Below are 25,580 nucleotides of genomic sequence, written 5' to 3' on the forward strand. Positions count from 1 at the left end.
GTGTTCGTTCACCAGAGTAGACAGCGGGTCAATGCAATTGGAACGGGTCAGCGCCCGTGTCTGGGATCTTGCGGTCTTCGCGGTGGTCTTCGCCTGCATCATCGCGTTGCTCTTGATGAGGTGCCGCCGCTTCCGGGCCTCTCTCCGACAGTAGACCGTCAGACTCCGGCAGATGTTCGGCAGTTGCGATTTCGGCGATGGCAGCGCGCAGTGTGTCCAGCCCTTGCCCCGTGCGCGCGCTCAAAAAGACGCGCGAAATATTACCATACTCGTCCCGCTCGACCGCGTCGCCCCGGGCCGCCAGTTCGGGCACGGCGTCGATCTTGTTGAACACGAGCACCTGCCGGATCGTATCCGCGCCGATCTCGCGCAGCACGTCGTTGACCTGATCGATCTGATCGAGCCGCACCGCGCTCGACGCATCGACGACATGCAGCAACAGGTCCGCGTGAATGGTTTCCTCGAGCGTGGCGCGGAAAGCGGCCACCAGTTGGTGAGGCAACTCGCGGATGAATCCTACGGTGTCCGAGACGACGATCTGCCCGACCTCTTCGCCGAGATACACGCGGCGGGAAGTCGTATCGAGCGTGGCGAACAACTGGTCGGCGGCGTACGCCTGCGCCTTGGTCAGCGCGTTGAACAGCGTCGACTTGCCCGCGTTCGTATAGCCGACCAGCGACACCGACATCGTGCGATTACGCGCCCGCGCGCGCCGCTGCGTGCCGTGCTGGCGGCGCAGCTTTTCGAGCCGCCCCTTGAGCATCTTGATGCGCTCGCCGATCAGCCGGCGGTCGGTTTCGAGCTGCGTTTCACCCGGGCCGCGCAGGCCGATACCGCCCTTTTGCCGCTCCAGGTGGGTCCACGCGCGAATCAGCCGCGTGGCGAGATATTGCAATTGTGCGAGTTCGACCTGGAGCTTGCCTTCGTGACTGCGCGCGCGTTGCGCGAAGATATCGAGGATCAGGCTGGTGCGGTCGACCACGCGCCTGTTAAGCGTACGCTCCAGATTGCGCTGCTGCGCCGGCGCAAGTGCGTGGTTGAAGATGACGATGTCGATGTCGTTCGCCTCGCACGCGAGGCGCAACTCTTCGGCCTTGCCGCTGCCGACGAACATCGCGGCATCGGGACTGGAACGGCGACCGGTGAGGGTGACGGCTGGATGGGCACCCGCGCTTTGCGCGAGCAGGCTGAGTTCTTCGAGACTGGCTTCGAAATCGATCTTTCCGAAGTCGATGCCGACAAGCGCTGCGTTGATCAAATTGGTGGATGTCAAAATGAAGCGGCCGGGCTGTGTCGCCTGCGGACGACGCTCGACCGGCCGCGACGAGAGGTTAGGACGATTCGGAATCCGGGTGGAAATTCACCGGACGGGCAGGCACGACAGTCGAGATAGCGTGCTTGTAGACCATCTGGGTCACCGTATTCCGGAGCAACACGACGTACTGGTCGAACGATTCAATGTTCCCTTGAAGCTTGATGCCGTTGACCAGATAGATCGAGACCGGCACGTGCTCTTTACGCAGTGCGTTCAAAAACGGGTCTTGTAACAATTGCCCTTTGTTGCTCATAGCAAACTCCGTGTTTTTTTGCAGGTTGACTTTATTGCCGGCGAAGAAAAAGAAATCCGCCGTCAATCGCTACACTATAGCCGATTTTTATTGACCAGCGCTTTGCCTGGCCGTTCGGCCAGGACCCAATGTACATGCGGGTTTCAGGCCGGATTTCAAGCCATGAACCGGCCTGCGTTGAACGCCTGTATCAGCCCTTGTCCGCGTACGGATTCGTCGTCGAACGAAACTCTATTCGCAATGGAGTGCCCGTCAGCGCGAAAGTTTCCCGGAAGCGGTTTTCAAGGTAGCGCTTGTACGTATCGGTCACAGCGTCGAGCGCGTTGCCGTGAATCACGATGATCGGCGGATTTTGTCCCCCTTGGTGCGCGTAGCGCAGTTTTGGACGCACGGGACCGCGGCGGCGCGGCTGCTGGAACTCGACAGCTTCGATCAGCGCACGCGTGAGCTTCGGCGTCGGCAGCTTCGTCATCGCAGCCTTGTACGCGTCGTCTACGGAGCGCATCAACGGGCCAATTCCCGTCTTTTCCGCTGCAGAAATGAAGTGGAACTTGGCGAACTCGAGGAATTTTAGCTTGCGCTGAAGATCCGCCTTGGTGCGCTCACGCACATGCGGGTCGAGCCCGTCCCACTTGTTCACGCCGACCACGAGCGCCCGACCCTGCTCGACAACGAAGCCCGCGATGTGCGCGTCCTGCTCCGAAATGTCCTGGCGCGCGTCGAGCAGCAGGATCACGACGTTGGCGTCGGAAATCGACTGCAGCGTCTTCACGACCGAGAATTTTTCGATCGCCTCGAACACTTTGCCGCGTTTGCGCAGGCCGGCCGTATCGATCAGCGTGTATTTTTTGCCCTGCCGTTCGAAGTCGACGTAAATCGAGTCGCGCGTCGTGCCCGGCATGTCGAACGCGATCACGCGGTCTTCGCCGATCAGCGTGTTGACGAGCGTCGACTTGCCGACGTTCGGCCGCCCGACGATCGCGATCTTGACACCGTGCTGCGCCTTCTCTTCGTCACTCTCTTCCGGCTGGCCGGCGTACGCGACGTCGAGCGCCTCGTTGATCATTTCCGTGACGCCGTCGCCGTGCGCAGCGGAAACCGCGCGCGGGTCGCCGAGGCCCAACTCGTAGAAGTCGGCGGCCACCGACGTGTATTTCATCCCCTCGGACTTGTTGACGACGAGGAAAATGGGCCGGCCCGTCTTGCGCAGGTAGTCGGCGATCGACTTGTCCTGCGGCGCGAGGCCATTGCGGCCGTCGACGATGAACACGACGATGTCGGATTCCTCGACGGCCTGACGCGTCTGGCGCGCCATCTCATGCAGAATGCCGTCCTTCGCGACGGGTTCGAAGCCGCCCGTGTCGACCACGAGATACGGGCGCTCACCGCCGACGCGGCCTTCACCGTAGTGACGGTCGCGTGTGAGGCCGGGCAGATCGGCGACCAGCGCATCGCGCGAACGCGTGAGCCGGTTGAACAGCGTGGATTTCCCCACATTGGGGCGCCCGACGAGGGCAATAACGGGTTTCATCAGATCTTGTTCACAGTGAGGCGCGGCATCGAACGGTCGATCTGCCGCGCTGGCAACGCCATGCGGCCGTTGCACGGCTGCGTTTGACGAAAATTATCACGAATTTGACCCAATTCGAACGCGCGGAGCTTGCGCATGCGAACGGATTTCAGGTTGGCTGCCTGCGTGGGTCCGCCCAGTGGCTCATGCGACCCGATCGGCGCCACCTGGATCGCGCGTGATGACGCGACGCGTGCTGGATGACCGCCTGTGCAGCCTGACTGGCGGTCCCGATGATGTGGGGCGGCATGCTTCTTCCGCGCTCGTCCCGATCAAAATCGGGACGCCATCAAAAAAAGTGCGGCCGGCAAAGCCGGCCTGGATTCACCGCACGACGCGCCGTCCAGGACGCGCCGCACAGCCCAACTACGTTTTAACGCGGACGGAAACCGTACAGATCGCCGTCGTGCGTCTGCACGATCAGCGTGTCGCCCGCCAGCACGGGCGCAGCCGTGATCGCGCTGCCGTCCGTCTTCGCACGGGCGACGAACGTGCCGTCGTCGCGCGACAGGAAATGCACGTAGCCCTGATAGTCGCCGACCACGGCGGCGTGGCCAAGCAGCATCGGCACGCTGACGTCACGGCTCTTCAGCTGGTCGTTGCGCCACAGTTGCTTACCCGTGTTGGCGTCGAACGCCGACACGATTGCCCAGTCGTCGCCCGCGACCACGACACGGTCGTCCTGAGCGAGACCGCTCGTGCTCGAGAATGCCTTTTCCCACAGCGCGCGACCCGAGTTGGCGTCGAAGCAGCCAAGCTGACCCTGGAACGTGACCGCGCAGGTTTCGGCGCCCATCAGCGTGGGCGGGCCCGTCACGTCGTTGATACGCTCGACTTCCGTCACGCCCTTCGGATACGACACAGGCGTCGTCCAGTAGGCGTCGCCCGTCTGCAGGTTGATCGCCGCGAACTGGCCGCCGGGAAAGCCGGCGAGCACGGCCTGGTCGCCCGCGAACGTCATGCCCGCCGATACGCGCAGATTCAGCGGCACCGCGCGGTTGCGGTAGTTCCACTTCTGCTCGCCCGTTTGCGCGTTGAACGCGGTGATCTGACCGTCCACCGTACGTACGACCACGAGACCGTTACCGACGAGCGGCGGCGACAGGATTTCGCCCGGTGCAAGACCCTTCCACGACAGCTTGCCGCTCTGGTCGAGCACAAACACTTCACCCTTCAGGCCGCCGACGGCCGTCAGCGTGCCGTCCGTGCCGACGCCGGCCGACAGGTCGCCGTCGACCTTCGTGCGCCACAGATCCTTGCCCGTCTTGGCATCGATCTTCGCGACCGAGCCGTTTGCGCCCGCCGCATACACGGCGTCGCCGACCGTCACGGGCGAGAACATATAGCGTCCGGCCTTGCCGACGCTGGACGTCCACACCTGCTGCACGTCGAGCACGGGTTTGAACTCGGTGAGCGGCGTGGGCACGCGGCGCTCGTCTTTCGACGATGAGCAGGCCGTCAGAGCAAGCAGGGTCATCGCACAGGCAACGGGCACAGCGTAACGTTTCAGCAGATTCATCGGTGAACGAAGCATGTATGTTGTATTGATCAAAAATTGTCGGCGGACGTTGCAGCGGCGTGCAACGTTCAGCCGCCCAGCGCGTCGAGCTTGAACTGGATCAGTTGACGGGCCGAGGCATCGTTCTTCGGCAGCGAGTCGAGCGCGAGCTTGTAGGCAGTGCGTGCATCGTCGCGCTTGCCTTGCGCGGCGAGCAGGTCGCCGCGGCGATCCGCGACGACGCCCTTGAACGCATCCGAAGGATCGTTCAACAGCGCGAGACCGGCGTCATAGGCTTTTTCATCGAGCAGCAGCGACGCGAGACGCAGCTTCGCAATCTGCTTGAATTCGTCGTCCTTCGCGTGGTCGACGGCCCATTGCAGTTGCGCTTTCGCGCCCGGTTCGTCGCCTGCAGCATACAGCGCCTTCGCGGCTGCGAGCGCCGTCATCTGCGCGTAAGCCGTGCCGCTGAACTTGTCTTCCATGTCGGTCGCGACGCGCGTGATGGCCGCCTTGTCCGTGCCCGTCGTGGCTTGCTGAACCTGGTCGTACAGCACGGCTGCTTCCGCTGCCTGATGACGCTGCCAGTAGTTCCAGCCGTTCCAGCCGGCGGCCGCAACAAGCGCGACCAGCACGATCCACGTGACGCCATTCCCCCACTGCGCCCACCATGCTTTCAGGCTTTCAAGCGATTCTTGTTCGTCGTGGTAACTCATCGCGACGCGTTTTCCTTTCCTGGTGCTTTATATGAATGGGGCCGCAACCGGTGCGGCCCGTCGAATGACGCCGCGATCAGTCGTCGTCTTCGGTGGACGCAACCATCGCATTGATTAGATATTCGGTCAAGTCTTCGAGCGGCACCGTTTGTTGCTCGCTCTTTCCGTCGCTTTGCGATGTGTCGCGCAGCGCCTTCACGCCAGCCGTGCCGTTCGCGATCTCATCCTCGCCGAGGATCACGGCGAACGCCGCGCCGCTTGCGTCCGCGCGCTTCATCTGCGACTTGAAGCTCGACGCCTGACCGTCAGGACTGCAATGCAGAATCACATCGAGGCCCGTGTCGCGCAGACGCTCGGCGACGATGAACGCCTGCTCGCGGGCCGCATCGCCCTGGTGCGCGACGTACACATCGCACCCTTCTGCTTCGGGCACGAGATTCTCTTCCTTCAGCAGCTCGAGAATGCGTTCGATGCCCATTGCCCAGCCGCACGCCGCCGTCGGCTTGCCGCCGAGCTGCTCGATCAGCGGATCGTAGCGGCCGCCTGCTGCGACCGTACCTTGCGCGCCGAGTTTGTCCGTGACCCATTCGAACACAGTCAGATTGTAATAATCCAGACCACGCACGAGACGCGGATTGATCGTGAACGGAATGTTGTTCGCCTTCAGGATGCGCTGCAGCCCTTCAAAGTGCGCGCGCGATTCCTCGCCGAGGAAATCGATCAGCTTCGGTGCGTTCTGCGCGACTTCCTGCATGGCCGGATTCTTCGTATCCAGCACGCGCAGCGGGTTCGTGTGCAGACGGCGCTTCGCGTCTTCGTCGAGCACGTCGAGGTGCTTCTCGAGATACGCGATCAGTTCGACGCGGTGCTTTGCACGCTCTTCAGCGAGACCCAGCGAGTTGATTTCGAGCTTGATGCCCGTCAGCCCGAGGTCGTCCCACAGACGCTGGCACATCAGGATGATCTCAGCGTCCGTGTCCGGGCCGGCGAAGCCGAGCGCCTCGACACCCACCTGGTGGAACTGCCGGTAACGGCCACGCTGCGGACGCTCGTGACGGAACATCGGGCCGATGTACCACAGGCGCTTCGGGCCGTCGTACAGCATGTTGTGTTCGATCGATGCGCGCACCACGGCAGCCGTGTTCTCCGGACGCATCGTCAGGTTTTCGCCGTTCAGCGCGTCGGTGAAGCTGTACATCTCTTTCTCGACGATGTCGGTCACTTCGCCGATACCGCGCGTGAAGAGCTGCGTGTGCTCGACGATCGGCGTGCGGATATTCTGGTATCCGTACGAACGCAGCATCGACTTGACCGTCGATTCGAAAAATTCCCACAAGCCGGCGTCCTGCGGAAGGATGTCGTTCATGCCCTTCACGCCGGACAACTTGTCGAGCTTCTGCTTCTTCTGTTCAGTCATCTGTCTACTTGACGATTGGATGGGGAGCGAATCAGTTCGTCGCTTCGGCGCGACCGTAGGTGCGCTCGACGTAATCGCTCACGATCTGCTGGAATTCCTGCGCGATGTGTTCGCCGCGCAGCGTCTTGACCTTCACGCCGTCGACAAACACGGGCGCGGCCGGATTTTCGCCCGAGCCCGGCAGGCTGATACCGATGTTCGCGTGCTTCGATTCGCCCGGACCATTGACGATGCAACCCATCACGGCGACGTGCATCTTCTCGACGCCGGGATATGTGTCGCGCCACATCGGCATTTGCGTGCGCAAATACGTTTGAATCTGCGATGCGAGTTCCTGGAACAGCGTGCTCGTGGTGCGGCCACAGCCGGGGCACGCGATGACCATCGGCGTGAACGAGCGCAGGCCCATCGTCTGCAGGATTTCCTGGCCGACGATCACTTCGCCCGTGCGCGATGCGCCCGGTTCCGGCGTCAGCGAGATACGGATCGTGTCGCCGATGCCCTGCTGCAGCAGCACGGAGAGCGCCGCCGTCGAAGCGACGATGCCCTTCGATCCCATGCCCGCTTCCGTCAGGCCAAGGTGCAGCGCGAAGTCGCAACGGCGCGCGAGTTCCTGGTACACGGCGATCAGATCCTGCACGCCGCTCACCTTGCACGACAGGATGATCTTGTCGCGCCCAAGGCCGAGTTCGACAGCACGTTCCGCCGAGCCGATCGCCGACTGGATCAGCGCTTCGTACATCACGCTTTGCGCTTCCCACGGTTCGGCGCGCGTGGCGTTTTCGTCCATCATCCGCGCGAGCAGGTCCTGATCGAGACTGCCCCAGTTCACGCCGATCCGCACCGGCTTGTCGTACTTCGCGGCCGCTTCGATCATCTGCGCGAACTGCGTGTCGCGCTTCGCACCCTGGCCGACGTTGCCGGGATTGATCCGGTACTTCGACAGCGATTCGGCGCAGCCCGGATAGTCGCGCAGCAGCAGATGGCCGTTGTAGTGGAAATCGCCGACCAACGGCACCGTGACGCCCATACGGTCAAGCTGCTCGCGAACTGCGGGCACGGCAGCTGCCGCTTCCGGCGTGTTGACCGTGATACGGACGAGTTCCGAGCCAGCCTGCGCAAGTTCCTTGATCTGGATTGCCGTGCCGATCGCGTCTGCCGTATCGGTGTTCGTCATCGACTGCACGCGCACGGGCGCGTCGCCGCCGATCGTCACGAGCTGGCCGCCCCAACGGACGTCGACCGCATTCGAGCGGCGACGCGGCGCGTGACCGCCGAACACCGGCACGGTCGAAACAATCTGACTGCTGGATTTCACTTGATCGGAGTGCATCGATAAACCCGCTTACACCGCCTGCTCACCGCCCGGAAAGTGTCCGGCCCCGTTGAGAAATACGGCGCGTGAATTGAAAAAGCGCCGCGGCCCCAAAAGCCGCGACGCACACGATTGAATTGACGTCAGGGCAGCGCGAAGCGTGCCACATTGCCCTTCGCCGACACATATTTGGCCGGATCGACCGGCTGGCCGTCCAGCGTGATCGAGTCCAGACCCGCCTTGTTGCCGAGCGTCACCTTGAGCGGCGGCACGCCGCTGACTTCCTTGCTTTCACCCGCGTGCACGAGTCCGGAGAATACTTCCTTGCCGTCCTTCTGGCGCACGCTGAACCAGCTGTCCTGCTTGACCGACAGCGCGACCGTCGATGAACCTTCCGGCGCGACCGGCGACTCGCTCGCCGACGCAGCCGCCGCGACGGCCGGCGCCGCGCTCGCAGCCTTCGGCGCCGCAGCAGCCGGCGTCGATGCCGATGCGACCGTCGATGCCGGCGCAACGCCTGCCATCGGAAGCGGCGTGGGCATCGGCGTCGCCGACGCGCCTTCAGCGGCCGCTTGCGTATCCGTTTGCGCCGCCGAATCCGACGCGCTGATTTCGCCTGTCACAGCCGAACCGCTTGCGGCCTGTGCTGCGCTCGACGATGCCGTTTCCGTCGACGCCGCACTGCCGGCGATACCCTTCAGACGCGCAAGCCACGCGGTCGAGTCACCATTGTTCGTATGCCACATGGCGAGCGCGATCAGCACCACCACGGCGAGCGCGACGCCCCACATCCACGAACGGCGGCGCGGCGCGCCGCCGCCAAGCGACAGCGATACTTTCCCGCGCGGCAGATCCGTGCCCGCCGATGCCGGCATGGTCAGCGCAGGTTCCGGCACGCCCTTTTCGCGACGCAATGCCTGCGTCATCGGGGCGGGATCGGCACCCACCATTTTTGCGTAGCTGCGCAAGACGCCCAGCGCGAACGTGGTGTCCGGCAACTGGGTGAGATCGCCCGCTTCGAGCCCGCGCAGCTTGCCCGGCGAAACCTTCAGGCGCGCGGACACGTCCTCGACCGACCAGCCTTTTGACTCGCGCAACTGCGCAAGCCGCGCGCCGACGGCGCCCAGCGAGTCGAACCCGGTCGGCACGGCTGCCGGCACGGCCGCCGGCAGCGGTCGATCCGAATGCGTATCCATGTCGTGCGGTTGCGGGTGCTGCGGCTCACTCATCCCAAATCCTTTCGCGTCGATTCTTTTATCACTCATGCGAACGGGCGGCTTTTTGCCTCGCCCGGTTTCGCAGACCGTTTATAACAAAATGTGCGGCTGTGCGTGCCGCTTCCGATCGCTTTTGCAAACTTTCTTTTCACATCACGCGACACGGCGCACCCGAAGAGGAGGCTTGCTGGCATGCCGCCCCTTTTCGCCTGTCGCGGGCCTTACACGGCGCGAACTTCGATGACCTTCGACTTGCCGGTGCGCTCAGCCAGGCGCGTGCGGTCCTTGACTGCGCCTGCCAGCTGACCGCAGGCGGCGTCGATATCGTCGCCGCGCGTCTTGCGCACTGTCGTGACGACCCCAGCGTCGATCAACACTTGCGCGAAACGCTTGATCTGCTCGTTTTTCGAGCGAAACAACCCCGATTCCGGGAACGGATTGAACGGAATCAGGTTGAATTTGCACGGCACGTCGCGTGTGACGGCCAGCAACTCGCGTGCGTGCGCTTCGCTGTCGTTCACGCCGTCGAGCATGCAGTATTCGAACGTGATGAAGTCGCGCGGCGCGACTTTCAGATACCGCTGGCACGCGGCCATCAGCTCGCGCAGCGGATACTTCTTGTTGAGCGGCACCAGCACGTCGCGCAGCGCGTCGTTCGGCGCGTGCAGCGAAACGGCGAGTGCCACAGGCAGATCGGCGCCGAGCCGGTCCATCATCGGCACGACGCCCGAGGTGGACAACGTGACGCGCCGGCGCGACAGACCGTAGGCGTTGTCGTCGAGCATCAGCCGCATAGCCGGCACGACGGCGTCGTAATTGAGCAGCGGCTCGCCCATGCCCATCATCACGACGTTCGTGACGACGCGCTCGCCCTTGCCCTCACCGCCCGTCGCGCGCCCGCCGGCCGTGCCGAGCGACGCGCGCAGCGCGAATTCGGCCATGCGCAACTGGCCGATGATTTCGCCCGTGCTGAGATTGCGTGAGAAACCTTGCTTGCCCGTCGAACAGAAACGGCAGTTGACGGCGCACCCCGCCTGCGACGACACGCACAGCGTGCCACGCGTTTCTTCGGGGATGAAGACGGTTTCGACGGCATTGCCGTTACCGACGTCGACGAGCCACTTGCGTGTGCCGTCGGTGGAAATATGGTCGCTGACGATGGGCGGCATCGTGATGGATGCACGCCCTTTCAGCTTTTCGCGCAAGGACTTCGCGAGATCGGTCATCCCGTCGAAGTCGGCAGCGTTGTACTGGTGTAACCAGCGCTGCAATTGCTTGGCGCGAAACGGCTTCTCGCCGAGGCTGTCGCAATACGCGACGAGGCCAGCGGCGTCGAGATCGAGAAGGTTGACGGTGGGACTGCTCGTCATATCGAATCCTGCCATTCAGTGCGAGACTGCGTTCATGCAACAAGCTGCATGAACGCGTATGCCGCTCGCGCCCGCTCCTGCTGCGATTACTGCTGTCCTACGAAGCGCTTAGCGCGAGTAGACGTTGACTTCCGGGAAGAAGAACGCGATTTCGCCGCGTGCCGTTTCCACTGCGTCCGAGCCATGGACTGCGTTCGCGTCGATGCTGTCAGCGAAGTCAGCGCGGATCGTGCCCTTGTCGGCCTTTTTCGGGTCGGTTGCACCCATCAGATCGCGGTTCTTCAGGATGGCGCCTTCGCCCTCCAGAACTTGAACCTGCACCGGGCCGGAGATCATGAACTCAACCAGATCCTTGAAGAACGGGCGTTCTGCGTGCACAGCGTAGAACTTCTCTGCGTCAGCGCGCGACAGATGAACCATGCGCGATGCCACGATCTTCAGGCCAGCGTTTTCGAAGCGGCTGTAGATCTGGCCGATCACGTTCTTGGCCACTGCGTCCGGCTTGATAATCGACAGGGTGCGTTCGATCGCCATAAAAACTCCAGAAAATTTAAGAGGTTACAGATTTAAATGAATCCGCTATTGTAGCATGTTCCAGTGTATGATTGCGATTGAACCCTTACGATACTGTAAGGTCGAAGTTGGAGTCGCCCAAGCCCTTTAAGTCAGCGCTAAGAATGGGGTAACACAATGTAATCGCACGGTGTCGTGCGCCGCATTGAAACTCCCCGCTACGCCGCTAATCTTAGGGGTGTGGGTTCGCGTGACGGCGGCAACTGCCAGCCGGCACCGTACAAAAACCGTTGCAAGCCACGTCGCAACACTGCGTCTGACGCAAGGAGAAACCATGAACGATTATCCCAATACCTTTGGCCGGGGCGGCAGCGTCACCACGGCCGAGACCCGCAACCGGGTACTGCGCAACACCTACTGGCTGCTCGCGCTGTCGATGGTGCCGACCGTCCTCGGCGCGTGGGTGGGCGTCGCCACCGGCTTCTCGCTGTTCGCCGCCACCAGCCCGGCGATGAGCATGCTGGCGTTCTTCGCCATCGCGTTCGGTTTCATGTTCGCGATCCAGAAGACGAAGGACAGCTCCGTCGGCGTGTTCGTGCTGCTCGGCTTCACGTTCTTCATGGGCCTGATGCTGTCGCGCCTGCTGAGCTTCATCCTGGGCTTTTCGAACGGGCCGCAGCTGATCATGCTCGCCTTCGGTGGCACTGGTGTGATCTTCGCCGCGATGGCGACGATCGCCACAGTCAGCAAGCGTGACTTCTCGGGCCTCGGCAAATGGCTGTTCGTCGGCGTGATCGTGCTGCTGCTGGCGATGGTTGCGAATGTGTTTCTGCAACTGCCTGCGCTGATGCTGACGGTGTCGGTGCTCGCGATCGTGATCTTCTCGGCCTACATGCTGTTCGACGTGCAGCGCGTCGTGAACGGCGGCGAGACGAACTACATCACGGCGACGCTCGCGATCTATCTCGACCTGTACAACGTGTTCGTGAACCTGCTGGCGCTCCTCGGCATCTTCGGCGGCAACCGTAACTGATCGAACGCTGATCGTTAGCTAAAACAAAACGCCCGTGACGAGCAATCGTCACGGGCGTTTTTCATTTCAAGGCGCCATGCGAGCGGCGATGCTCAAAGGCTCAACCAGCCGAACCCTTCGCTTTGCGTCGCCACCACCACTTCTGTTGCCGCCGCGCCTAGCACGCCAGCCATCGCCGCCTGGGCCAGCTCAGGTAGATTGTTCTGCTGACTCAGATGCGCCGCCACAAGATGCCGCAGCTTCGAGCGATCGAGCGACGCGAGAATCTCCGCCGCCGCGTCGTTGTTCAGATGCCCATGATTACCGCCGATCCGCGCCTTCAACGACGGCGGATAGCGCGAACCCGCCAGCATCTGCACATCGTGATTGCATTCCAGCACGAGCGCGTCGCAACCGCTCAGCACCGCGCTGATGTGCGGCGTCGACGTGCCGACGTCGGTCAGCACGCCCAGGCGCGATGCACCATCGGAGAATATGTATTGCAGCGGCTCGCGCGCGTCGTGCGGTACGGTGTACGGCAGCACGCTCAGATCGCCGATCGCGACGGTTTCGTCGCCCCACAGCACATGCAGATCGACATCGGCTTCGTCGGCGCCCACGGCGCGCGCGGTGCCCCAGCTCATGTACAACGGAATGGACAGCTTGCGCGCCAGTGTCAGCGCGCTGCCGATGTGATCGCTGTGTTCGTGCGTGATGAGAATGGCGTCGAGCTCGTCGACGCCAGCGCCCAGCCGCTCCAGCCGCCGGGCGACTTCTTTGCCCGAGAAGCCGCAGTCCAGCAGGATGCGCGTGGTCGTGACACCGCTTTGAGCTTCGACCAGCAACGCATTGCCCTCACTGCCGCTTCCCAGACTGGCGAATCGCACGACCCGCCTTAGTTCAGTTGCGCATGCAGCAGCGACACGATGCGCTGCGCGTCCGACGACGTATCCACCTGGCCATTCGAGTCGACGACGGCAACCTGCGTCATCGCGTCGCCCTTCGAGCGCACGTTGACGAGGAATTCGTGGCTGTCTTTCTTCGCGCTCTTGTCGCTATAGAACAGCTTGCCGAACAGACCGTCGCGCTTGAGTTCCTGCATCGAATCCGCGTAGCGCACGTAGTAGATGCCCTTTTCGCGATCGCGGTTGTCGACGGTGAAGTTCGTACGGTCGAGCGCAAGGCCGACGCGCAGCCACGCGCGATCGAACGATTCAGGCAGGTCGAGCGTGGCGCCGCCCGCGCTCTTGTCGAGCTGCGCCTGCGCCGTCGACGGACGCGCGTCCGTCAGCAGTTGCTTCGATTGCGCGTCGGTGAGGCCGAACTTCTGCATCAGCTTGGCGAGGAACTCGGCTTCCAGCGCGGGATCGCGCGGACGCTCGACCCAGCGCGACGAGGTCTTGTCCTGTCCCGTCAGCACTTCTTCCATCGCCGAGTGCGTGATCGAGATATCGGTTGCGCCTGTGCCGCTCGAATCGCGCGAAACCAGCGTGCGGAAGCTGTCGCGCGTGCCCGACGAGTACGCGAAATCGACGACCTTGCCGATCGTGCGGCGGAACCAGTCGTCCGGAATGTTGGCGCGGTTTTCCGCCCAGTCGGTCGACATGATGCCCGTGGTCGGCGCATCCGTCTTCAGCGAGAAACCGTTCTCGGTCCAGAATTCCTGCAACTGCGGCCACAGCTGTTCCGGTGAGCGTCCGTCCACGACGAGCCAGCGGCGGTCGCCATCGCGCTCGATGTGCATGCCCAGCGGGTCTTGCGCGCTCGGCACCCCTTCTGTCAGGTTGCCCGCCGCTGTCTTCGCGCGTTGCGGCGCGCCGCCGAGCGCCGCGCCTGCAGGAGGCGCCACGTAGCGCTGGTCGATTTGCGCAGCGGACAGATCGCTAGGCACGGCGAGCGGCGGCGCACTCGCGGTTGCCTTGTAGTTCACTCGGTCCGACGCGAGCATGTCGTTCAGCGACTCGCAGCCAGAAAGCGACGCGATCGAGCCAGCCGCAAGCGTCAGCGCCGCCAGGCGCGTTGCGTGGAGGGAAAGTGCGGAACGTTTCATGGGGTCCTTCGTGAAGCTAAACGCGCTGCCTGGATCGGTGCGGACCGTGGGCGATATCGACGTCAGTTGAAAAAATGCCGGGAGGCGCCTGAAATGTCAGACGCTCAGCCGAGCAGCCCAGCCTCGCGCAGCGCGGCGCGAACCACGTCGTGGTAACGCGCGTCCAGCGGCGTAAGAGGCAGACGGATGCCGCCCTTGACGCGGCCCAGTTGCTGCAACGCCCACTTGGCGGGAATCGGATTCGATTCGATGAAGAGGTTCTTGTGCAGCGAGAGAAGTTTCAGATGGATTTCGCGCGCCGTCTTCGCGTCGGCTGCGAGCGCGGCCTTGCACAGGTCGCTCATCAGGCGCGGCGCGATGTTTGCCGTCACCGAGATATTGCCATGGCCGCCCAGCAGCATCAGCGCAATCGCGGTCGGATCGTCGCCGCTGTAGATGCCGAAGTGCGCGGGCGCCGACTTGATCAGATGCGCAGCGCGATCGATGTTGCCCGTCGCTTCCTTCACGCCGATGATGCCCGGCACGTTAGCGAGACGCAGGATGGTCTCGTTCGACATGTCCGCGACCGTGCGGCCCGGCACGTTGTACAAGATCACGGGAAGATCGACCGTTTCGGCGATTTTCGAGAAGTGGCGGTAGATGCCTTCCTGCGTCGGCTTGTTGTAGTACGGCACGACCTGAAGCGTGGCATCGGCACCCACTTTCTTCGCCTGCTCGGTCAGCTCGATGGCTTCCGTCGTCGAATTGGCGCCCGCCCCCGCGATCACGGGGATGCGGCCGGCTGCCTGCTCGACGGCCGTCCGGACCATCAGCACGTGCTCCTCGACCGACAGCGTCGCCGACTCGCCGCTCGTGCCGACCACGACCAGACCGTTCGTACCCTCTTCGATGTGCCAGTCGACCAGTTTGCGGAAGGCCGGGAGATCGAGACTGCCGTCTTCGAGCATCGGAGTGATGATGGCGGGAATGCTGCCGCGAATCGCGACGCCGTCTTGCTGAGTGCCGTTAGCCATGAAACGCCATGAATTTGTTCAATAAACTGCGATTGTAGCGGATTAACCGGTCAGATCGTAACGCGGGGGAACACCCGTATCTTTCGTTTCGACCGACCCATCCGGCTCGCGCACCGCGCAAATGCGCTGCACGTAGGCGGGACGCGGCTCCGCGAGGAATCCATCCTGAAATGCAACGACACGTAACAGTCCGCGCACCGCGTCAATCAGCTCACCGGGCGCGAGCAGAAAAGCGGGGTTCGAAGGCTTGCCGACCGTTTCGTTGCCCTTCGCGAACGTTTCGTAGATCAGCACGCCGCCAGGCGCCAGCGCGCCCAGCAATTGGGGGAAGAGCGGACGGTGCAGATAGTTCGTGACGACGACGGCCGCGAATTGCGAATCCGCCGGCAGCGGCCACGGACCGTTTTCGATATCGGCGGCGACGGCCGTGATGCCGTCCACGCCGTTCATCGACTCCAGAGCGGCGGCATCGCGGTCGATTGCCGTAACGGGATGGCCGCGCGACGCGAAAAACCGCGCGTGCCGCCCAGCTCCCGATGCCACATCGAGCACCGCACCGCCCGCTTCGACCAGGTGCGCCCAGCGCTTCACCCAGCGCGACGGCTCACCGATCGCCGCATGGCTTGCGCCCGACGCGCCTGGGTTCTGGCCGTCCGTCATCAGGTGTACGACAGGCCCATCGCTTCGCGCACGTCGCGCATCGTCTCCGACGCGAAACGGCGCGCCTTGTCGCAGCCGTCGGCGACGATCGCGCGCAGCAGCGACGGATCATCCATGTACTTCTGCGCGCGTTCGAGCATCGGCTGCTGCTCGCGCAGAATGCCTTCGATCACCGGCTGCTTGCACTCCAGGCACCCAATGCCCGCCGTGCGGCAGCCCTTCTGCACCCACTCGTGCGTCTCGCTGTCGGTGTAGACCTGATGCAGCTGCCATACCGGGCACTTGTCCGGATCGCCCGGATCGGTGCGGCGCACGCGCGCCGGGTCGGTCGGCATGGTGCGGACTTTCTTCGTGATCGTCTCAGCGTCTTCGCGCAGGCCGATCGTGTTGCCGTACGACTTCGACATCTTCTGGCCGTCGAGGCCGGGCATCCGCGACGCTTCCGTCAGCAGCACCTGCGGCTCCGGCAGGATGATCTTGCGCGAGCCTTCGAGGTAGCCGAACAGGCGCTCGCGATCGCTCATCGACAGGCTTTGCGACTCCGACAACATCGCGCGCGCCTTTTCGAGCGCTTCTTCGTGGCCTTCCTGCTGATACGCGACGCGCAGTTCGTGATAAAGCTTCGAGCGCTTGCCGCCGAGCTTCTTCGCGGCTTCGTTCGCTTTTTCTTCAAAGCCGGGTTCGCGCCCGTACATGTAGTTGAAGCGCCGCGCCATTTCGCGCGCCATTTCGACGTGCGGCACCTGATCCTCGCCGACGGGCACGAGCGACGCGCGGTACAGCAGGATGTCGGCGGCCATCAGCACGGGATAACCGAGGAAGCCGTACGTGCCGAGGTCCTTGTCGCGCAGCTTCTCGATCTGCTCCTTGTAGGTCGGCACACGTTCGAGCCAGCTGAGCGGCGTGCTCATGCCGAGCAGCAGCGAGAGTTCGGCGTGCTCTGGCACACGGCTCTGGATGAACAGCGTCGCCTGCGCCGGATCGATGCCCGAAGCAAGCCAGTCGACCAGCACATCCCAGACGTTCTTCTCGATGACTTCCGGCGTTTCATAGTGCGTCGTCAGCGCATGCCAGTCGACCACGCAGAAGAAACACGGGTACTCGGATTGCAGACGCACCCAGTTTTTTAGCACGCCGTGATAGTGGCCGAGGTGCAGCGAGCCGGTAGGCCGCATGCCGGAGAAGATACGGTCGGGGTACATGGTTTTGATTTATAGAAGCGAAACGAGAGGGGTCAGGATAACCGTCACGGCCTCATAGCCGATATTTACGAGCGGACGCAGCCAGTAGCGCGTCAACGTGCCCGTCATCACGAGCGCCATCACGATGAAGAATCCGTATGGCTCGATGCGCGCGAGCGCCATCGCCGGGCGCACGGGCAACAGCGCCGTCAGCACGCGGCCGCCGTCGAGCGGCGGCAACGGAAAGAGGTTCAGCACGCCGAGCACCAGGTTCACGCCGACGCCCGCACCCGCCATGCGCGTGAAGAACGGCTCGTCGACATTCATCGCTGCGAGCGCGACACCAAATATGCCCCAGATGAGCGCCTGCGCAAAATTGCACAACGGCCCGGCGAGCGCGACCCACATCGAGCCCCAGCGCGGATTGCGCAGGTTGCCGAACGCGACGGGCACGGGCTTCGCGTAGCCGAACATGAATGCGCCGCTCGTGGCGAAGTACAGCACGAGCGGAATCACGATCGTGCCAATCGGGTCTATGTGCCGCATCGGATTGAACGACACGCGGCCGAGCACGTACGCGGTGTTGTCGCCGAGCATGCGCGCGACGTAGCCGTGAGCCGCCTCGTGCAGCGTGATCGCGAAGATCACCGGTAATGCGTAGACGACGATGGTCTGTATCAGGGAGGAATCCATATCGCTCTATTGTAACAACGGCGCCTTGCGGCACTGTCGGCTTTCGTTCATGTGATTTTTATGCCGTCTCTTCAAGACCGAACGGCGCGAGCGAGCCGCGCCCCGGCCGCACCAGCACGGGCTCTTCGCCCGTCAGGTCGATCACCGTCGACGGCTCGCACGGACACGCGCCACCGTCGATCACCAGATCCAGTTGCTTTTCCAGTTTCTCGCGGATTTCTTCCGGATCGTTCAGCGGCTGCGTCTCGCCCGGCAGGATCAGCGTCGAGCCGAGCAGTGGCTCGCCGAGTTCTTCGAGGATGGCGAGCGTGATCGCGTGGTCGGGCACGCGCAGGCCGATCGTCTTGCGCGACGGATGCGACAGGCGCCGCGGCACTTCCTTGGTCGCCTGCAACACGAACACGTAGGGACCCGGCGTCACCGATTTGATCAGACGGTATTGGCGATTGTCGACGAGCGCGAAGTTCGCCAGCTCGGACAGATCGCGCACGAGCAGCGACAGCAATTGCCGATCGTCGAGGCCGCGAATGCGCCGCACGCGGTCGACAGCATCCTTGTTGTCGAGCTGGCACGCGAGCGCGTAGCTGGAATCCGTCGGCAGCGCGACCACGCCGCCGCCTTCGATGATCTGCGCCGCCTGCTTGATCAGCCGCGGCTGCGGATTGTCCGGGTGAAGCCGAAAATATTGGGACATGATGTCGGTCAGAAGGTCGGGAATCGGCAGACAGCAAGCAAAGGCTCATGCAGCGCGCGTGACCGCGCAGCACGCGAATCCAGAGCTTACAGCCAACGTTCCCAGACTGGCTTCAGATCGGACGGCAGCGGCGGCAAACTGCCGAGATCGACGCGGCCTTCGCCCGCCGCATGAAAGTCGGACCCGCGCGATGCCTCAAAGCCGAAGCGGCGCGCGACGTCCGCATACTCGCGATACTGATCGGGCGTGTGGCTACCCGTCACGACTTCGATTGCCTTGCCGCCAAGATCGATGAATTCCGCGAACAGCGCGTCGAACTCGGTCTGCGTGTAGGCATAGCGGCCCGGATGCGCGATCACCGCTTCACCGCCCGACACCCGGATCCAGTTGACGGCGTCGGCGAGCTTCGACCAGCGATGCGCCACGTAGCCCGGCTTGCCGTCGCCGAGAAAGCGGTTGAACACGTCCTGCGTGTTTTCCGCGTAGCCGCTCTCGACCATGAAGCGCGCGAAGTGCGTGCGCGAAATCATGTCGGGATTCGACACGAACTTCAGTGCGCCTGCGTACGCGTCGGGAATGCCGAGCGTGGCCAGCTGCTCGCCGATCGCTTCCGCCCGCGCGGCGCGGCCATTGCGCGTGCGCTCGAGCCCTTCGACGAGATCCTTGCAGGCAGGATCGACATGCAGGCCGACCACGTGAATGGTGCGCGACGCCCATGTCACCGAAATTTCGACGCCGCTCAAATACTGCATGCCGAGTGCTTCGGCCGTTTCGCGCGCTTCGACCTGACCGCTGATTTCGTCGTGATCGGTGAGCGCCCACAGCGTCACGCCGCCGGCATGCGCGCGGCGCGCGACATCGGCGGGCGCGAAAGCGCCGTCGGAAACGGTGGAATGGCAATGCAGATCGGCGTTCATCGTTTTATGGATAGCGTGATCCGACCATTTTACTGCAACGCAGTAAGCACACGCAGAGGATTCGTCGAGACAAATGTAGAACGCGCACTACACGCAAAACGCTTCGATCAGCGCCGCGACCTGCTCCGGCTGGTCGTGGTGAACCATGTGGCCCGCATCGTCGATGATGGCTTCGCGCCAGTCGGGAAACGCCTGGAAACGCGCCTTGAATTCGTCGAGCGGAATGTTGCCCGCCAGCACCGCGAGGGTCGGCGATACAGCGGCTTCCACGTGCAGCACCTTGGCGCGCACGTTCGCCCAGACGGCCATCACTTCGTCGAGCCGGTACAGCAGTGGCCCGCGAATCTTGTGCGCGGGATCGGCGAGCAGCATGTAGCCGCCCTCGCCGTCCGGCTTCGACCAGTGCTGCGCGAGAAAGCGCGCGCGCTGCGGGTCCAGGCGTTCGTTGGTCTTGATGAGACGCGCAGCGACGTCGTCGAGCGTCGCGTAGCGGCGCAGCGTCGGCGGCTCGCGCAGTTCGTCGAGCCACGACGCGATCCGGCGCGGCAACTGCGCGGGCTTCGACGGCGGGAGCCCGAATCCCTCCAGATCGACTACGCGGCGCACGCGCTCGGGCCTTGCGCCGGCATACAGGCACACGACGTTCGCGCCCATGCTGTGCCCGACGAGGTTTACTTCGCCCGTTGGCGCGTAGTGGTCGAGCAGCGCGTCGAGGTCGGCCAGATATTCGTGGAACCAGTAATGACCGCCGTTCTGGTTCGCGACGGGCCAGTCGGACAGGCCGAAGCCGCGCGCATCGGGCGCGATCACCTGCCAGTCGTTCGCGAGCACGTCGACGACGAACTGGAACGACGCGGCGACGTCCATCCAGCCGTGCAGCATAAAAAGCGTCGGCGCATCGGGATTGCCCCAGCGACGCACGTGCAGGCGCACGCCGCGCACGGTCACGAATTCGGATACGGAAGGTTTGAGCGGACGGTTCATGATGCGAGCGCAGAAAAAGAATGGTCGTTCTATTATATCGGGATCGCCGTGCCGCCGCTTGGTCCGAGCCTGAAACAGGCTCAGTCGGCCGGGCGCTGCTGGGCGTCGAGACCCGCCAGCGCGGCGAGTTCTTCCTCTTCGAAACCAGCGTCGCGGCGCGCTTCGAAATTGAACGGACCGCGCAGTTTCGGCGCGTGATACTCGTCGGAAAGACGCAAGTAGGTTTGATGTGCGTCGATGCCCGCCTCGTCGCACAGATGCCGGAACCAGCGGTTGCCGATCAGCACATGTCCGATTTCGTCGCGCAGGATCACGTCCAGAATCGCCGCCGACGCGTGATCGCCTGCTTGTTGCAGGCGCGCGCGGATCGGCGGCGAGGCGTCGAGCCCGCGCGCCTCGAGCGTGCGCGGCACCAGCGCCATGCGCGCGAGCACGTCGCCGCGCGTGCGCTCGCACATGTCCCACAAACCGTCGTGCGCCGGAAAGTCGCCGTATGCATGGCCGAATTCGGCCAAACGCGCCGACAGCAGCGAAAAGTGATGCGCCTCTTCCGACGCGACCTTTAGCCAATCGACGTAAAACGCGTCGGGCATGCCGCCGAAACGCCACACGGCGTCGAGCGCGAGGTTGATTGCGTTGAACTCGATGTGTGCGAGCGCGTGCAGCAACACCGCGCGCCCTTCCGGCGACTGCATGCTGCGTCGCCCGAGTTTGCGCGGCTCGACCAGTTCGGGCTGCGCGGGGCGCCCCGGCAGATCCGTCGGCTCGTCCAGCACACGCCCCGGCGAAACGACCGCCTCGCCTGCCTGTACGCGCGCGTAAAGCGCCTGCGCCGCAGCGGCTTTGGCCGCGGGAACACGCTCTGCCAGCACAGCGAGCGCTTCGGAACGGGCGCAAATCATCGGATGGGGACGGATCGACTCGGGGGCATGCATCGCGAAACGGGAACCAGCAAAAAAGGACAAAAACGAGCGATTCTGACACGGCGTTGCCCGCGCGCATGCTTCGCACGGACCAATGGCACAACCGTTTACAATACGCGATTCGACCATGCCGCGCGGGATGCCGCCATTTCGCGCAAATCGCCTCGTCGCCATCCCGACGACAGCAACCGTCTTGCATGAGACCAGAGGAGACACTGTGGCAATCTACAAGCTTGGCGACGCCGCCCCGACCATCCACGAAAGCGTGTTCGTCGCGGACACGGCGACCATCATCGGCAAGGTGACCGTCGAAGAAAACGCGAGCATCTGGTTCGGCGCGTCGATTCGCGGCGACAACGAGCCGATCACCGTCGGCAAGGGCACTAACATACAGGAAGGCGCCGTCCTGCACGCCGACCCGGGTTTCCCACTGACGCTCGAAGCGGGCGTGACGGTTGGCCATCAGGCGATGCTGCACGGCTGCACGGTCAAGGAAGGCGCGTTGATCGGGATTCAGGCCGTCGTCTTGAATGGAGCGGTAATCGGCCGCAATTGTCTGGTTGGCGCAGGCGCCGTCGTTACCGAGGGCAAGGTTTTTCCTGACAATTCCCTGATTCTCGGATCACCCGCAAAGGTTGTCCGGGAACTGACTGAAGCAGATATCAAAGGCCTGAAGCGCGCTGCGGACATCTACGTGGAGCGCAGGGATTATTTCAAGGCGCAACTCGTGCGCATCGGCTAGGGCCGACCGCACGGCGCGCCACGCGTGGCCTTCCCACCGCGCGGTTCGACCGAGGAAAAGTTGTGAGTGACCAGTTGCAGAAATTCATGTTCAGCGCGGCGCCCGTTCGCGGCGAGATCGTTTCGCTGAGCAACACGTGGCAGGAAGTCCTGACGCGCAGAAGCTATCCGGCGCCCGTGCGGACCATGCTCGGCGAGATGATGGCCGCGTGCGCGCTGCTGTCGGCGAATCTGAAGTTCGATGGCACGCTGATCATGCAGATCTTCGGCGACGGCCCCGTGAAGATGCTCGTCGTGCAGTGCAATTCGGACCTGTCGATGCGCGCGACCGCCAAGTTCTCCGGCGACACCGCGCACACGATCGCCGACGACCTGTCACTCGTCGATCTCGTCAATCCGGGCGGTCACGGCCGTTGCGTGATCACGCTCGATCCGAAGAACAAGGTTCCCGGCCAGCAACCTTATCAGGGCATCGTGCCGCTGTCGGACGAAAACGGGCCGCTCACGTCGATGGCGCAAGTGCTCGAGCACTACATGCATCATTCGGAGCAGCTCGACACGCGCATGTGGCTTGCCGCGAACAACGAGCGTGCGGTCGGCATGCTGCTGCAGAAGCTGCCCGGCGACGGCGGCATCGTCCCGCATCCGGGCGACATCGACGCCGATACGTGGGACCGGCTGTGTACGCTCGGCGGCACGCTGTCGCAGGACGAAATGCTGGCGGAAGACCCGAACACGCTGTTCCGGCGCCTGTTCTGGCAGGAGAACGTCCAGCATTTCGAGCCGACGCGAACCCGCTTCGAGTGCACGTGCTCGCGTGCGCGCGTGGGCAACATGCTGAAAATGCTGGGCCGCGAGGAAGTGGACAGCGTGATCGAAGAGCGTGGCCACGTCGAGATTCACTGCGAATACTGCAACCAGCGCTATGAATTCGACCCTGTCGACGTGGCGCAACTTTTTGTCGCGAGCGGGCTCTCACAGGGAGTGGCGCCCGCTGCCGAGCAGCGGCACTAAAGCTGGACTATCCGCGTCGCTCCGCCCCGCTACGGGCGGGCGACGGCGCGGTATCATCGGATACTGGCGGCCGCGTGCTTTCCGGCCATCGATTTGCTTAGGTATCCGACCGATGGAGGTCGAAATGAATGCCCCTTCGCTGTTCCAACCCGTACACCGGATAGCGGCGCTTGCGCTCGTTGCGGGCGCGATGGCGCTGTCGGGCTGCATGCTGGACCCGCCCGGCCCGTCGCCGATCTATAGCCGCCTGCCTGCGGACCAGTCGGGCATCGCCGCGACTGCGCAACCGCTCACACCGGAAGAACGCGCCCGCTACGATGCAATCGACAAGCAGGTGATGGCCGAGCAGAACCAGGCCATGGCCGCCGACGCCGCCGCGCAGGCGTATTCGCGCTACGCCGCGCCGCCCGTCTCCGTGTATGGCAGCTACTACAGCGGCGGATGGGGACACGGCTGGGGCACGGGCATCGGCTACGGTTATGCGCCGGGTTGGGGCTGGTGAGCGGCACATCGGTCTGAATGCCGGAACTCCCGCCCGCGGTTCGTCCCGCCAAACAAAAAGGCGCGGTTCATTGCGAACCGCGCCTTTTTTCATGATCCTGCCGCACCGGCTTTACACCGCACCAGCATCAACCCGGCTTCTTCTCCTTCGGATCCTTTTTCGCGTGCTTGCGATCCGGCTTCGCGCGCGATTCCGGATTCGGCACCACGCGCAGCGGCGCGCCCGTGATCTGTCCGCGCGTCGACGTACTCGACTGCGGCACGTTCAACGCCGACGATGGCGCATTCGGCGACACGAACTGCACGAACACCTCGCTGTCCTTGACCATGCCCATTTCGTAGCGGGCGCGCTCTTCGACGGCGGCCGTGCCGTTCTGCAGATCCTGCACCTCGCCCTGGATGCGCTCGTTGCGCTCCTTCGCGTCCGCGTTCTTTTTCAACTGCTGCGCCAGTTCCTGTTGCAGTTCGTGAACGCGCAGCCAGCCGCCATGGCCCCACCACAGAGGGTATTGGATCAGCACCAGCAGGACGAGCAGAACGACGGTGACGAGCCGCATGAAGTGAATTGCAGGGTTGAATGTGCGCCGCCCTGCGCTTTACGCAGGGCGGTAGGGTGAATCAGTAGCGAAGCATAACCGGTTTAACGGTTATTGAGACGGGTTTGTTGACATCAAGCGTCACTTACTCGCGCCAATCCGGCTCATTCGACGGCGTTCAACGCAGGTTGTAGAACGCCGACTTGCCCGGGTAGCTGGCGATATCGCCGAGATCTTCCTCGATACGCAGCAGCTGGTTGTACTTCGAAATACGGTCCGAGCGCGACAGCGAGCCCGTCTTGATCTGACCCGCGTTGAGACCGACAGCGATGTCGGCGATCGTCGAATCTTCCGTTTCGCCCGAGCGGTGCGAGATCACAGCCGTGTAGCCCGCGCGCTTGGCCATTTCGATCGCTGCGAAGGTTTCCGTCAGCGTGCCGATCTGGTTGATCTTGATCAGGATCGAATTCGCGATGCCCTTGTCGATGCCTTCCTTCAGGATGCGCGTGTTCGTCACGAACAGGTCGTCGCCGACCAGCTGGATCTTCTTGCCGAGCTTGTCGGTCAGGATCTTCCAGCCTTCCCAGTCGCTTTCGTGCATGCCGTCTTCGATCGAGACGATCGGGAATTTGTCCGCGAGCGCGCCGAGGTAATCGGCGAATTCCGACGAAGACAGTTGCAGGCCTTCGCCCGCCAGCTGGTACTTGCCGTCGTGGTAGAACTCGCTGGCTGCACAGTCGAGCGCGAGCAGCACGTCTTCACCGGCGCGATAGCCAGCCTTCTCAATAGCTTGCAGGATGGTCGACAGGCACTCGTCGTTGCTGCCGAAGTTCGGCGCGAAGCCGCCTTCGTCACCCACGGCCGTGCTCATGCCGCGGTCCGACAGGATCTTCTTCAGCGCGTGGAACACTTCAGCGCCGCAGCGCAGTGCTTCGCGGAAGGTCGGCTGGCTGACGGGGACGATCATGAATTCCTGGATGTCCAGGCTGTTGTTCGCGTGCGCGCCGCCGTTGACGATGTTCATCATCGGCACGGGCAGTTGCATCGCGCCCGAGCCGCCGAAGTAGCGGTACAGCGGCAGGCCGGCTTCTTCAGCAGCAGCCTTCGCGACAGCCATCGACACGGCTAGCATCGCGTTCGCACCGAGGCGCGACTTGTTGTCGGTGCCGTCCAGTTCGAGCAGCGTCTTGTCGAGGAAGGCCTGCTCGGAAGCGTCGAGGCCCATGATCGCTTCGGAGATTTCGGTGTTGATGTGCTCGACAGCCTTCAGCACACCCTTGCCGCCGTAGCGGCCGGTTTCGCCGTCACGCAGTTCGATCGCTTCACGCGAACCCGTCGATGCGCCCGACGGCACAGCCGCGCGGCCCATCGTGCCCGATTCGAGCAGCACGTCGCATTCGACGGTGGGGTTGCCTCGCGAATCGAGAATCTCGCGACCGATGATATCTACGATAGCACTCATGGTTTCCTCTGAAAT

At 63.4% G+C, this 25,580-nt stretch carries 27 protein-coding genes; 4 read left to right on the top strand and 23 right to left on the bottom strand.

Translation table 11 applies throughout. From position 1 onward, the window contains the following. Positions 1 to 28: 28 nt before the first annotated feature. The 11 genes from hflX to ndk form a co-directional block, all read right to left on the bottom strand. Positions 29 to 1,273, bottom strand: a complete 1,245-nt coding sequence (hflX, locus tag SB822_RS03230) for a GTPase HflX (RefSeq protein WP_007580428.1) — start codon at positions 1,271 to 1,273, stop codon at positions 29 to 31. Between the two features lie 58 nt (positions 1,274 to 1,331). Continuing rightward, positions 1,332 to 1,568: an RNA chaperone Hfq gene (gene hfq, locus SB822_RS03235; RefSeq protein WP_007580427.1), complete on the bottom strand. Its 237-nt coding sequence runs from the start codon at positions 1,566 to 1,568 to the stop codon at positions 1,332 to 1,334. A 190-nt stretch (positions 1,569 to 1,758) separates the two neighbouring features. Beyond that, positions 1,759 to 3,099, bottom strand: coding sequence for a ribosome biogenesis GTPase Der (gene der / locus SB822_RS03240; RefSeq protein ID WP_007580424.1), 1,341 nt, complete (start codon positions 3,097 to 3,099; stop codon positions 1,759 to 1,761). Further along, positions 3,099 to 3,236 carry a hypothetical protein gene (locus SB822_RS03245; RefSeq protein WP_158660488.1) on the bottom strand — a complete coding sequence of 46 codons (138 nt, stop codon included), beginning with the start codon at positions 3,234 to 3,236 and terminating at the stop codon, positions 3,099 to 3,101. The genes der and SB822_RS03245 overlap by 1 nt, the downstream gene beginning before the upstream one ends. 275 nt (positions 3,237 to 3,511) lie before the next feature. Further along, the gene (gene bamB, locus SB822_RS03250; protein WP_007580421.1) at positions 3,512 to 4,657 is read right to left on the bottom strand and encodes an outer membrane protein assembly factor BamB; all 1,146 of its coding nucleotides are present in this window, start codon (positions 4,655 to 4,657) and stop codon (positions 3,512 to 3,514) included. Positions 4,658 to 4,725: 68 nt separating this feature from the next. Further along, on the bottom strand, positions 4,726 to 5,352 hold the full coding sequence (locus tag SB822_RS03255; RefSeq protein WP_090835861.1) for a tetratricopeptide repeat protein: 627 nt from the start codon (positions 5,350 to 5,352) through the stop codon (positions 4,726 to 4,728). A gap of 76 nt (positions 5,353 to 5,428) precedes the next feature. Beyond that, positions 5,429 to 6,769, bottom strand: coding sequence for a histidine--tRNA ligase (gene hisS, locus SB822_RS03260; protein ID WP_086910547.1), 1,341 nt, complete (start codon positions 6,767 to 6,769; stop codon positions 5,429 to 5,431). A gap of 31 nt (positions 6,770 to 6,800) precedes the next feature. Beyond that, positions 6,801 to 8,102 carry a flavodoxin-dependent (E)-4-hydroxy-3-methylbut-2-enyl-diphosphate synthase gene (ispG, locus tag SB822_RS03265; RefSeq protein ID WP_007580416.1) on the bottom strand — a complete coding sequence of 434 codons (1,302 nt, stop codon included), beginning with the start codon at positions 8,100 to 8,102 and terminating at the stop codon, positions 6,801 to 6,803. A gap of 125 nt (positions 8,103 to 8,227) precedes the next feature. Beyond that, positions 8,228 to 9,313 (bottom strand): helix-turn-helix domain-containing protein, encoded by a 1,086-nt coding sequence (locus SB822_RS03270; RefSeq protein ID WP_007580414.1) that lies wholly within the window; start codon positions 9,311 to 9,313, stop codon positions 8,228 to 8,230. A gap of 209 nt (positions 9,314 to 9,522) precedes the next feature. Next, the gene (gene rlmN / locus SB822_RS03275; protein ID WP_007580411.1) at positions 9,523 to 10,671 is read right to left on the bottom strand and encodes a 23S rRNA (adenine(2503)-C(2))-methyltransferase RlmN; all 1,149 of its coding nucleotides are present in this window, start codon (positions 10,669 to 10,671) and stop codon (positions 9,523 to 9,525) included. A gap of 108 nt (positions 10,672 to 10,779) precedes the next feature. Continuing rightward, entirely contained in the window at positions 10,780 to 11,205 is a 426-nt protein-coding gene (ndk, locus tag SB822_RS03280) for a nucleoside-diphosphate kinase (RefSeq protein WP_007580409.1), read from the bottom strand. 313 nt (positions 11,206 to 11,518) lie between these two features. On the opposite strand from ndk, the gene SB822_RS03285 reads away from it, so the two are divergent. Continuing rightward, a complete protein-coding gene (locus tag SB822_RS03285; protein WP_007580408.1) occupies positions 11,519 to 12,217 on the top strand; it encodes a Bax inhibitor-1/YccA family protein in 699 nt (232 codons plus the stop codon). 92 nt (positions 12,218 to 12,309) lie between these two features. Here SB822_RS03285 and SB822_RS03290 read toward each other — a convergent pair whose 3' ends face one another. The 10 genes from SB822_RS03290 to SB822_RS03335 form a co-directional block, all read right to left on the bottom strand. Continuing rightward, positions 12,310 to 13,083, bottom strand: coding sequence for an MBL fold metallo-hydrolase (locus SB822_RS03290; RefSeq protein WP_090835862.1), 774 nt, complete (start codon positions 13,081 to 13,083; stop codon positions 12,310 to 12,312). A gap of 8 nt (positions 13,084 to 13,091) precedes the next feature. After that, positions 13,092 to 14,246, bottom strand: coding sequence for an outer membrane protein assembly factor BamC (gene bamC, locus SB822_RS03295; protein WP_007580405.1), 1,155 nt, complete (start codon positions 14,244 to 14,246; stop codon positions 13,092 to 13,094). A gap of 104 nt (positions 14,247 to 14,350) precedes the next feature. Next, on the bottom strand, positions 14,351 to 15,259 hold the full coding sequence (gene dapA / locus SB822_RS03300; protein ID WP_007580404.1) for a 4-hydroxy-tetrahydrodipicolinate synthase: 909 nt from the start codon (positions 15,257 to 15,259) through the stop codon (positions 14,351 to 14,353). 42 nt (positions 15,260 to 15,301) lie between these two features. Next, complete coding sequence (locus SB822_RS03305) at positions 15,302 to 15,919, bottom strand: class I SAM-dependent methyltransferase (protein WP_090835863.1); 618 nt, start codon at positions 15,917 to 15,919, stop codon at positions 15,302 to 15,304. Beyond that, positions 15,919 to 17,121 (bottom strand): tryptophan--tRNA ligase, encoded by a 1,203-nt coding sequence (locus tag SB822_RS03310; RefSeq protein ID WP_007580402.1) that lies wholly within the window; start codon positions 17,119 to 17,121, stop codon positions 15,919 to 15,921. The genes SB822_RS03305 and SB822_RS03310 overlap by 1 nt, the downstream gene beginning before the upstream one ends. A 9-nt stretch (positions 17,122 to 17,130) precedes the next feature. Further along, positions 17,131 to 17,793 (bottom strand): site-2 protease family protein, encoded by a 663-nt coding sequence (locus SB822_RS03315; protein WP_007580401.1) that lies wholly within the window; start codon positions 17,791 to 17,793, stop codon positions 17,131 to 17,133. A gap of 58 nt (positions 17,794 to 17,851) precedes the next feature. Further along, entirely contained in the window at positions 17,852 to 18,487 is a 636-nt protein-coding gene (locus tag SB822_RS03320; protein ID WP_007580400.1) for an L-threonylcarbamoyladenylate synthase, read from the bottom strand. Positions 18,488 to 18,573: 86 nt separating this feature from the next. Continuing rightward, positions 18,574 to 19,404, bottom strand: a complete 831-nt coding sequence (locus SB822_RS03325; RefSeq protein WP_007580399.1) for a 3',5'-nucleoside bisphosphate phosphatase — start codon at positions 19,402 to 19,404, stop codon at positions 18,574 to 18,576. An 87-nt stretch (positions 19,405 to 19,491) separates the two neighbouring features. Then, positions 19,492 to 20,388 (bottom strand): alpha/beta fold hydrolase, encoded by an 897-nt coding sequence (locus tag SB822_RS03330; RefSeq protein WP_410854088.1) that lies wholly within the window; start codon positions 20,386 to 20,388, stop codon positions 19,492 to 19,494. 80 nt (positions 20,389 to 20,468) lie between these two features. Beyond that, entirely contained in the window at positions 20,469 to 21,323 is an 855-nt protein-coding gene (locus tag SB822_RS03335; protein WP_007737523.1) for a ferritin-like domain-containing protein, read from the bottom strand. Between the two features lie 205 nt (positions 21,324 to 21,528). Between SB822_RS03335 and SB822_RS03340 the strand changes: the two genes are divergently transcribed. From SB822_RS03340 to SB822_RS03350, 3 genes are all read left to right on the top strand, one after another. Continuing rightward, entirely contained in the window at positions 21,529 to 22,053 is a 525-nt protein-coding gene (locus tag SB822_RS03340; protein ID WP_007580393.1) for a gamma carbonic anhydrase family protein, read from the top strand. A gap of 62 nt (positions 22,054 to 22,115) precedes the next feature. Continuing rightward, on the top strand, positions 22,116 to 23,066 hold the full coding sequence (gene hslO, locus SB822_RS03345) for an Hsp33 family molecular chaperone HslO (RefSeq protein WP_090835866.1): 951 nt from the start codon (positions 22,116 to 22,118) through the stop codon (positions 23,064 to 23,066). Between the two features lie 124 nt (positions 23,067 to 23,190). Then, a complete protein-coding gene (locus tag SB822_RS03350; protein ID WP_007737526.1) occupies positions 23,191 to 23,568 on the top strand; it encodes a hypothetical protein in 378 nt (125 codons plus the stop codon). A 127-nt stretch (positions 23,569 to 23,695) separates the two neighbouring features. Here the strand turns inward: SB822_RS03350 and ftsB are convergent, their stop codons facing one another. Both ftsB and eno read right to left on the bottom strand, forming a co-directional pair. Then, on the bottom strand, positions 23,696 to 24,124 hold the full coding sequence (gene ftsB / locus SB822_RS03355) for a cell division protein FtsB (protein WP_007580387.1): 429 nt from the start codon (positions 24,122 to 24,124) through the stop codon (positions 23,696 to 23,698). 157 nt (positions 24,125 to 24,281) lie between these two features. After that, positions 24,282 to 25,565 carry a phosphopyruvate hydratase gene (eno, locus tag SB822_RS03360; RefSeq protein WP_007580385.1) on the bottom strand — a complete coding sequence of 428 codons (1,284 nt, stop codon included), beginning with the start codon at positions 25,563 to 25,565 and terminating at the stop codon, positions 24,282 to 24,284. Positions 25,566 to 25,580 lie beyond the last annotated feature (15 nt).

Source organism: Paraburkholderia sp. SIMBA_054, assembly GCF_046534875.1.
GTDB lineage: Bacteria > Pseudomonadota > Gammaproteobacteria > Burkholderiales > Burkholderiaceae > Paraburkholderia > Paraburkholderia hospita.

Excerpts from the sequence above, each read along its gene's own strand:
- hfq (WP_007580427.1), bottom strand. The coding sequence starts at position 1,568 with ATGAGCAACAAAGGGCAATTGTTACAAGACCCGTTTTTGAACGCACTG.
- der (WP_007580424.1), bottom strand. The coding sequence starts at position 3,099 with ATGAAACCCGTTATTGCCCTCGTCGGGCGCCCCAATGTGGGGAAATCC.
- SB822_RS03245 (WP_158660488.1), bottom strand. The coding sequence starts at position 3,236 with ATGCGCAAGCTCCGCGCGTTCGAATTGGGTCAAATTCGTGATAATTTT.
- bamB (WP_007580421.1), bottom strand. The coding sequence starts at position 4,657 with ATGAATCTGCTGAAACGTTACGCTGTGCCCGTTGCCTGTGCGATGACC.
- SB822_RS03255 (WP_090835861.1), bottom strand. The coding sequence starts at position 5,352 with ATGAGTTACCACGACGAACAAGAATCGCTTGAAAGCCTGAAAGCATGG.
- hisS (WP_086910547.1), bottom strand. The coding sequence starts at position 6,769 with ATGACTGAACAGAAGAAGCAGAAGCTCGACAAGTTGTCCGGCGTGAAG.
- ispG (WP_007580416.1), bottom strand. The coding sequence starts at position 8,102 with ATGCACTCCGATCAAGTGAAATCCAGCAGTCAGATTGTTTCGACCGTG.
- SB822_RS03270 (WP_007580414.1), bottom strand. The coding sequence starts at position 9,313 with ATGAGTGAGCCGCAGCACCCGCAACCGCACGACATGGATACGCATTCG.
- rlmN (WP_007580411.1), bottom strand. The coding sequence starts at position 10,671 with ATGACGAGCAGTCCCACCGTCAACCTTCTCGATCTCGACGCCGCTGGC.
- ndk (WP_007580409.1), bottom strand. The coding sequence starts at position 11,205 with ATGGCGATCGAACGCACCCTGTCGATTATCAAGCCGGACGCAGTGGCC.
- SB822_RS03285 (WP_007580408.1), top strand. The coding sequence starts at position 11,519 with ATGAACGATTATCCCAATACCTTTGGCCGGGGCGGCAGCGTCACCACG.
- bamC (WP_007580405.1), bottom strand. The coding sequence starts at position 14,246 with ATGAAACGTTCCGCACTTTCCCTCCACGCAACGCGCCTGGCGGCGCTG.
- dapA (WP_007580404.1), bottom strand. The coding sequence starts at position 15,259 with ATGGCTAACGGCACTCAGCAAGACGGCGTCGCGATTCGCGGCAGCATT.
- SB822_RS03305 (WP_090835863.1), bottom strand. The coding sequence starts at position 15,919 with ATGACGGACGGCCAGAACCCAGGCGCGTCGGGCGCAAGCCATGCGGCG.
- SB822_RS03310 (WP_007580402.1), bottom strand. The coding sequence starts at position 17,121 with ATGTACCCCGACCGTATCTTCTCCGGCATGCGGCCTACCGGCTCGCTG.
- SB822_RS03315 (WP_007580401.1), bottom strand. The coding sequence starts at position 17,793 with ATGGATTCCTCCCTGATACAGACCATCGTCGTCTACGCATTACCGGTG.
- SB822_RS03320 (WP_007580400.1), bottom strand. The coding sequence starts at position 18,487 with ATGTCCCAATATTTTCGGCTTCACCCGGACAATCCGCAGCCGCGGCTG.
- SB822_RS03325 (WP_007580399.1), bottom strand. The coding sequence starts at position 19,404 with ATGAACGCCGATCTGCATTGCCATTCCACCGTTTCCGACGGCGCTTTC.
- SB822_RS03330 (WP_410854088.1), bottom strand. The coding sequence starts at position 20,388 with ATGAACCGTCCGCTCAAACCTTCCGTATCCGAATTCGTGACCGTGCGC.
- SB822_RS03335 (WP_007737523.1), bottom strand. The coding sequence starts at position 21,323 with ATGCATGCCCCCGAGTCGATCCGTCCCCATCCGATGATTTGCGCCCGT.
- SB822_RS03350 (WP_007737526.1), top strand. The coding sequence starts at position 23,191 with ATGAATGCCCCTTCGCTGTTCCAACCCGTACACCGGATAGCGGCGCTT.
- ftsB (WP_007580387.1), bottom strand. The coding sequence starts at position 24,124 with ATGCGGCTCGTCACCGTCGTTCTGCTCGTCCTGCTGGTGCTGATCCAA.
- eno (WP_007580385.1), bottom strand. The coding sequence starts at position 25,565 with ATGAGTGCTATCGTAGATATCATCGGTCGCGAGATTCTCGATTCGCGA.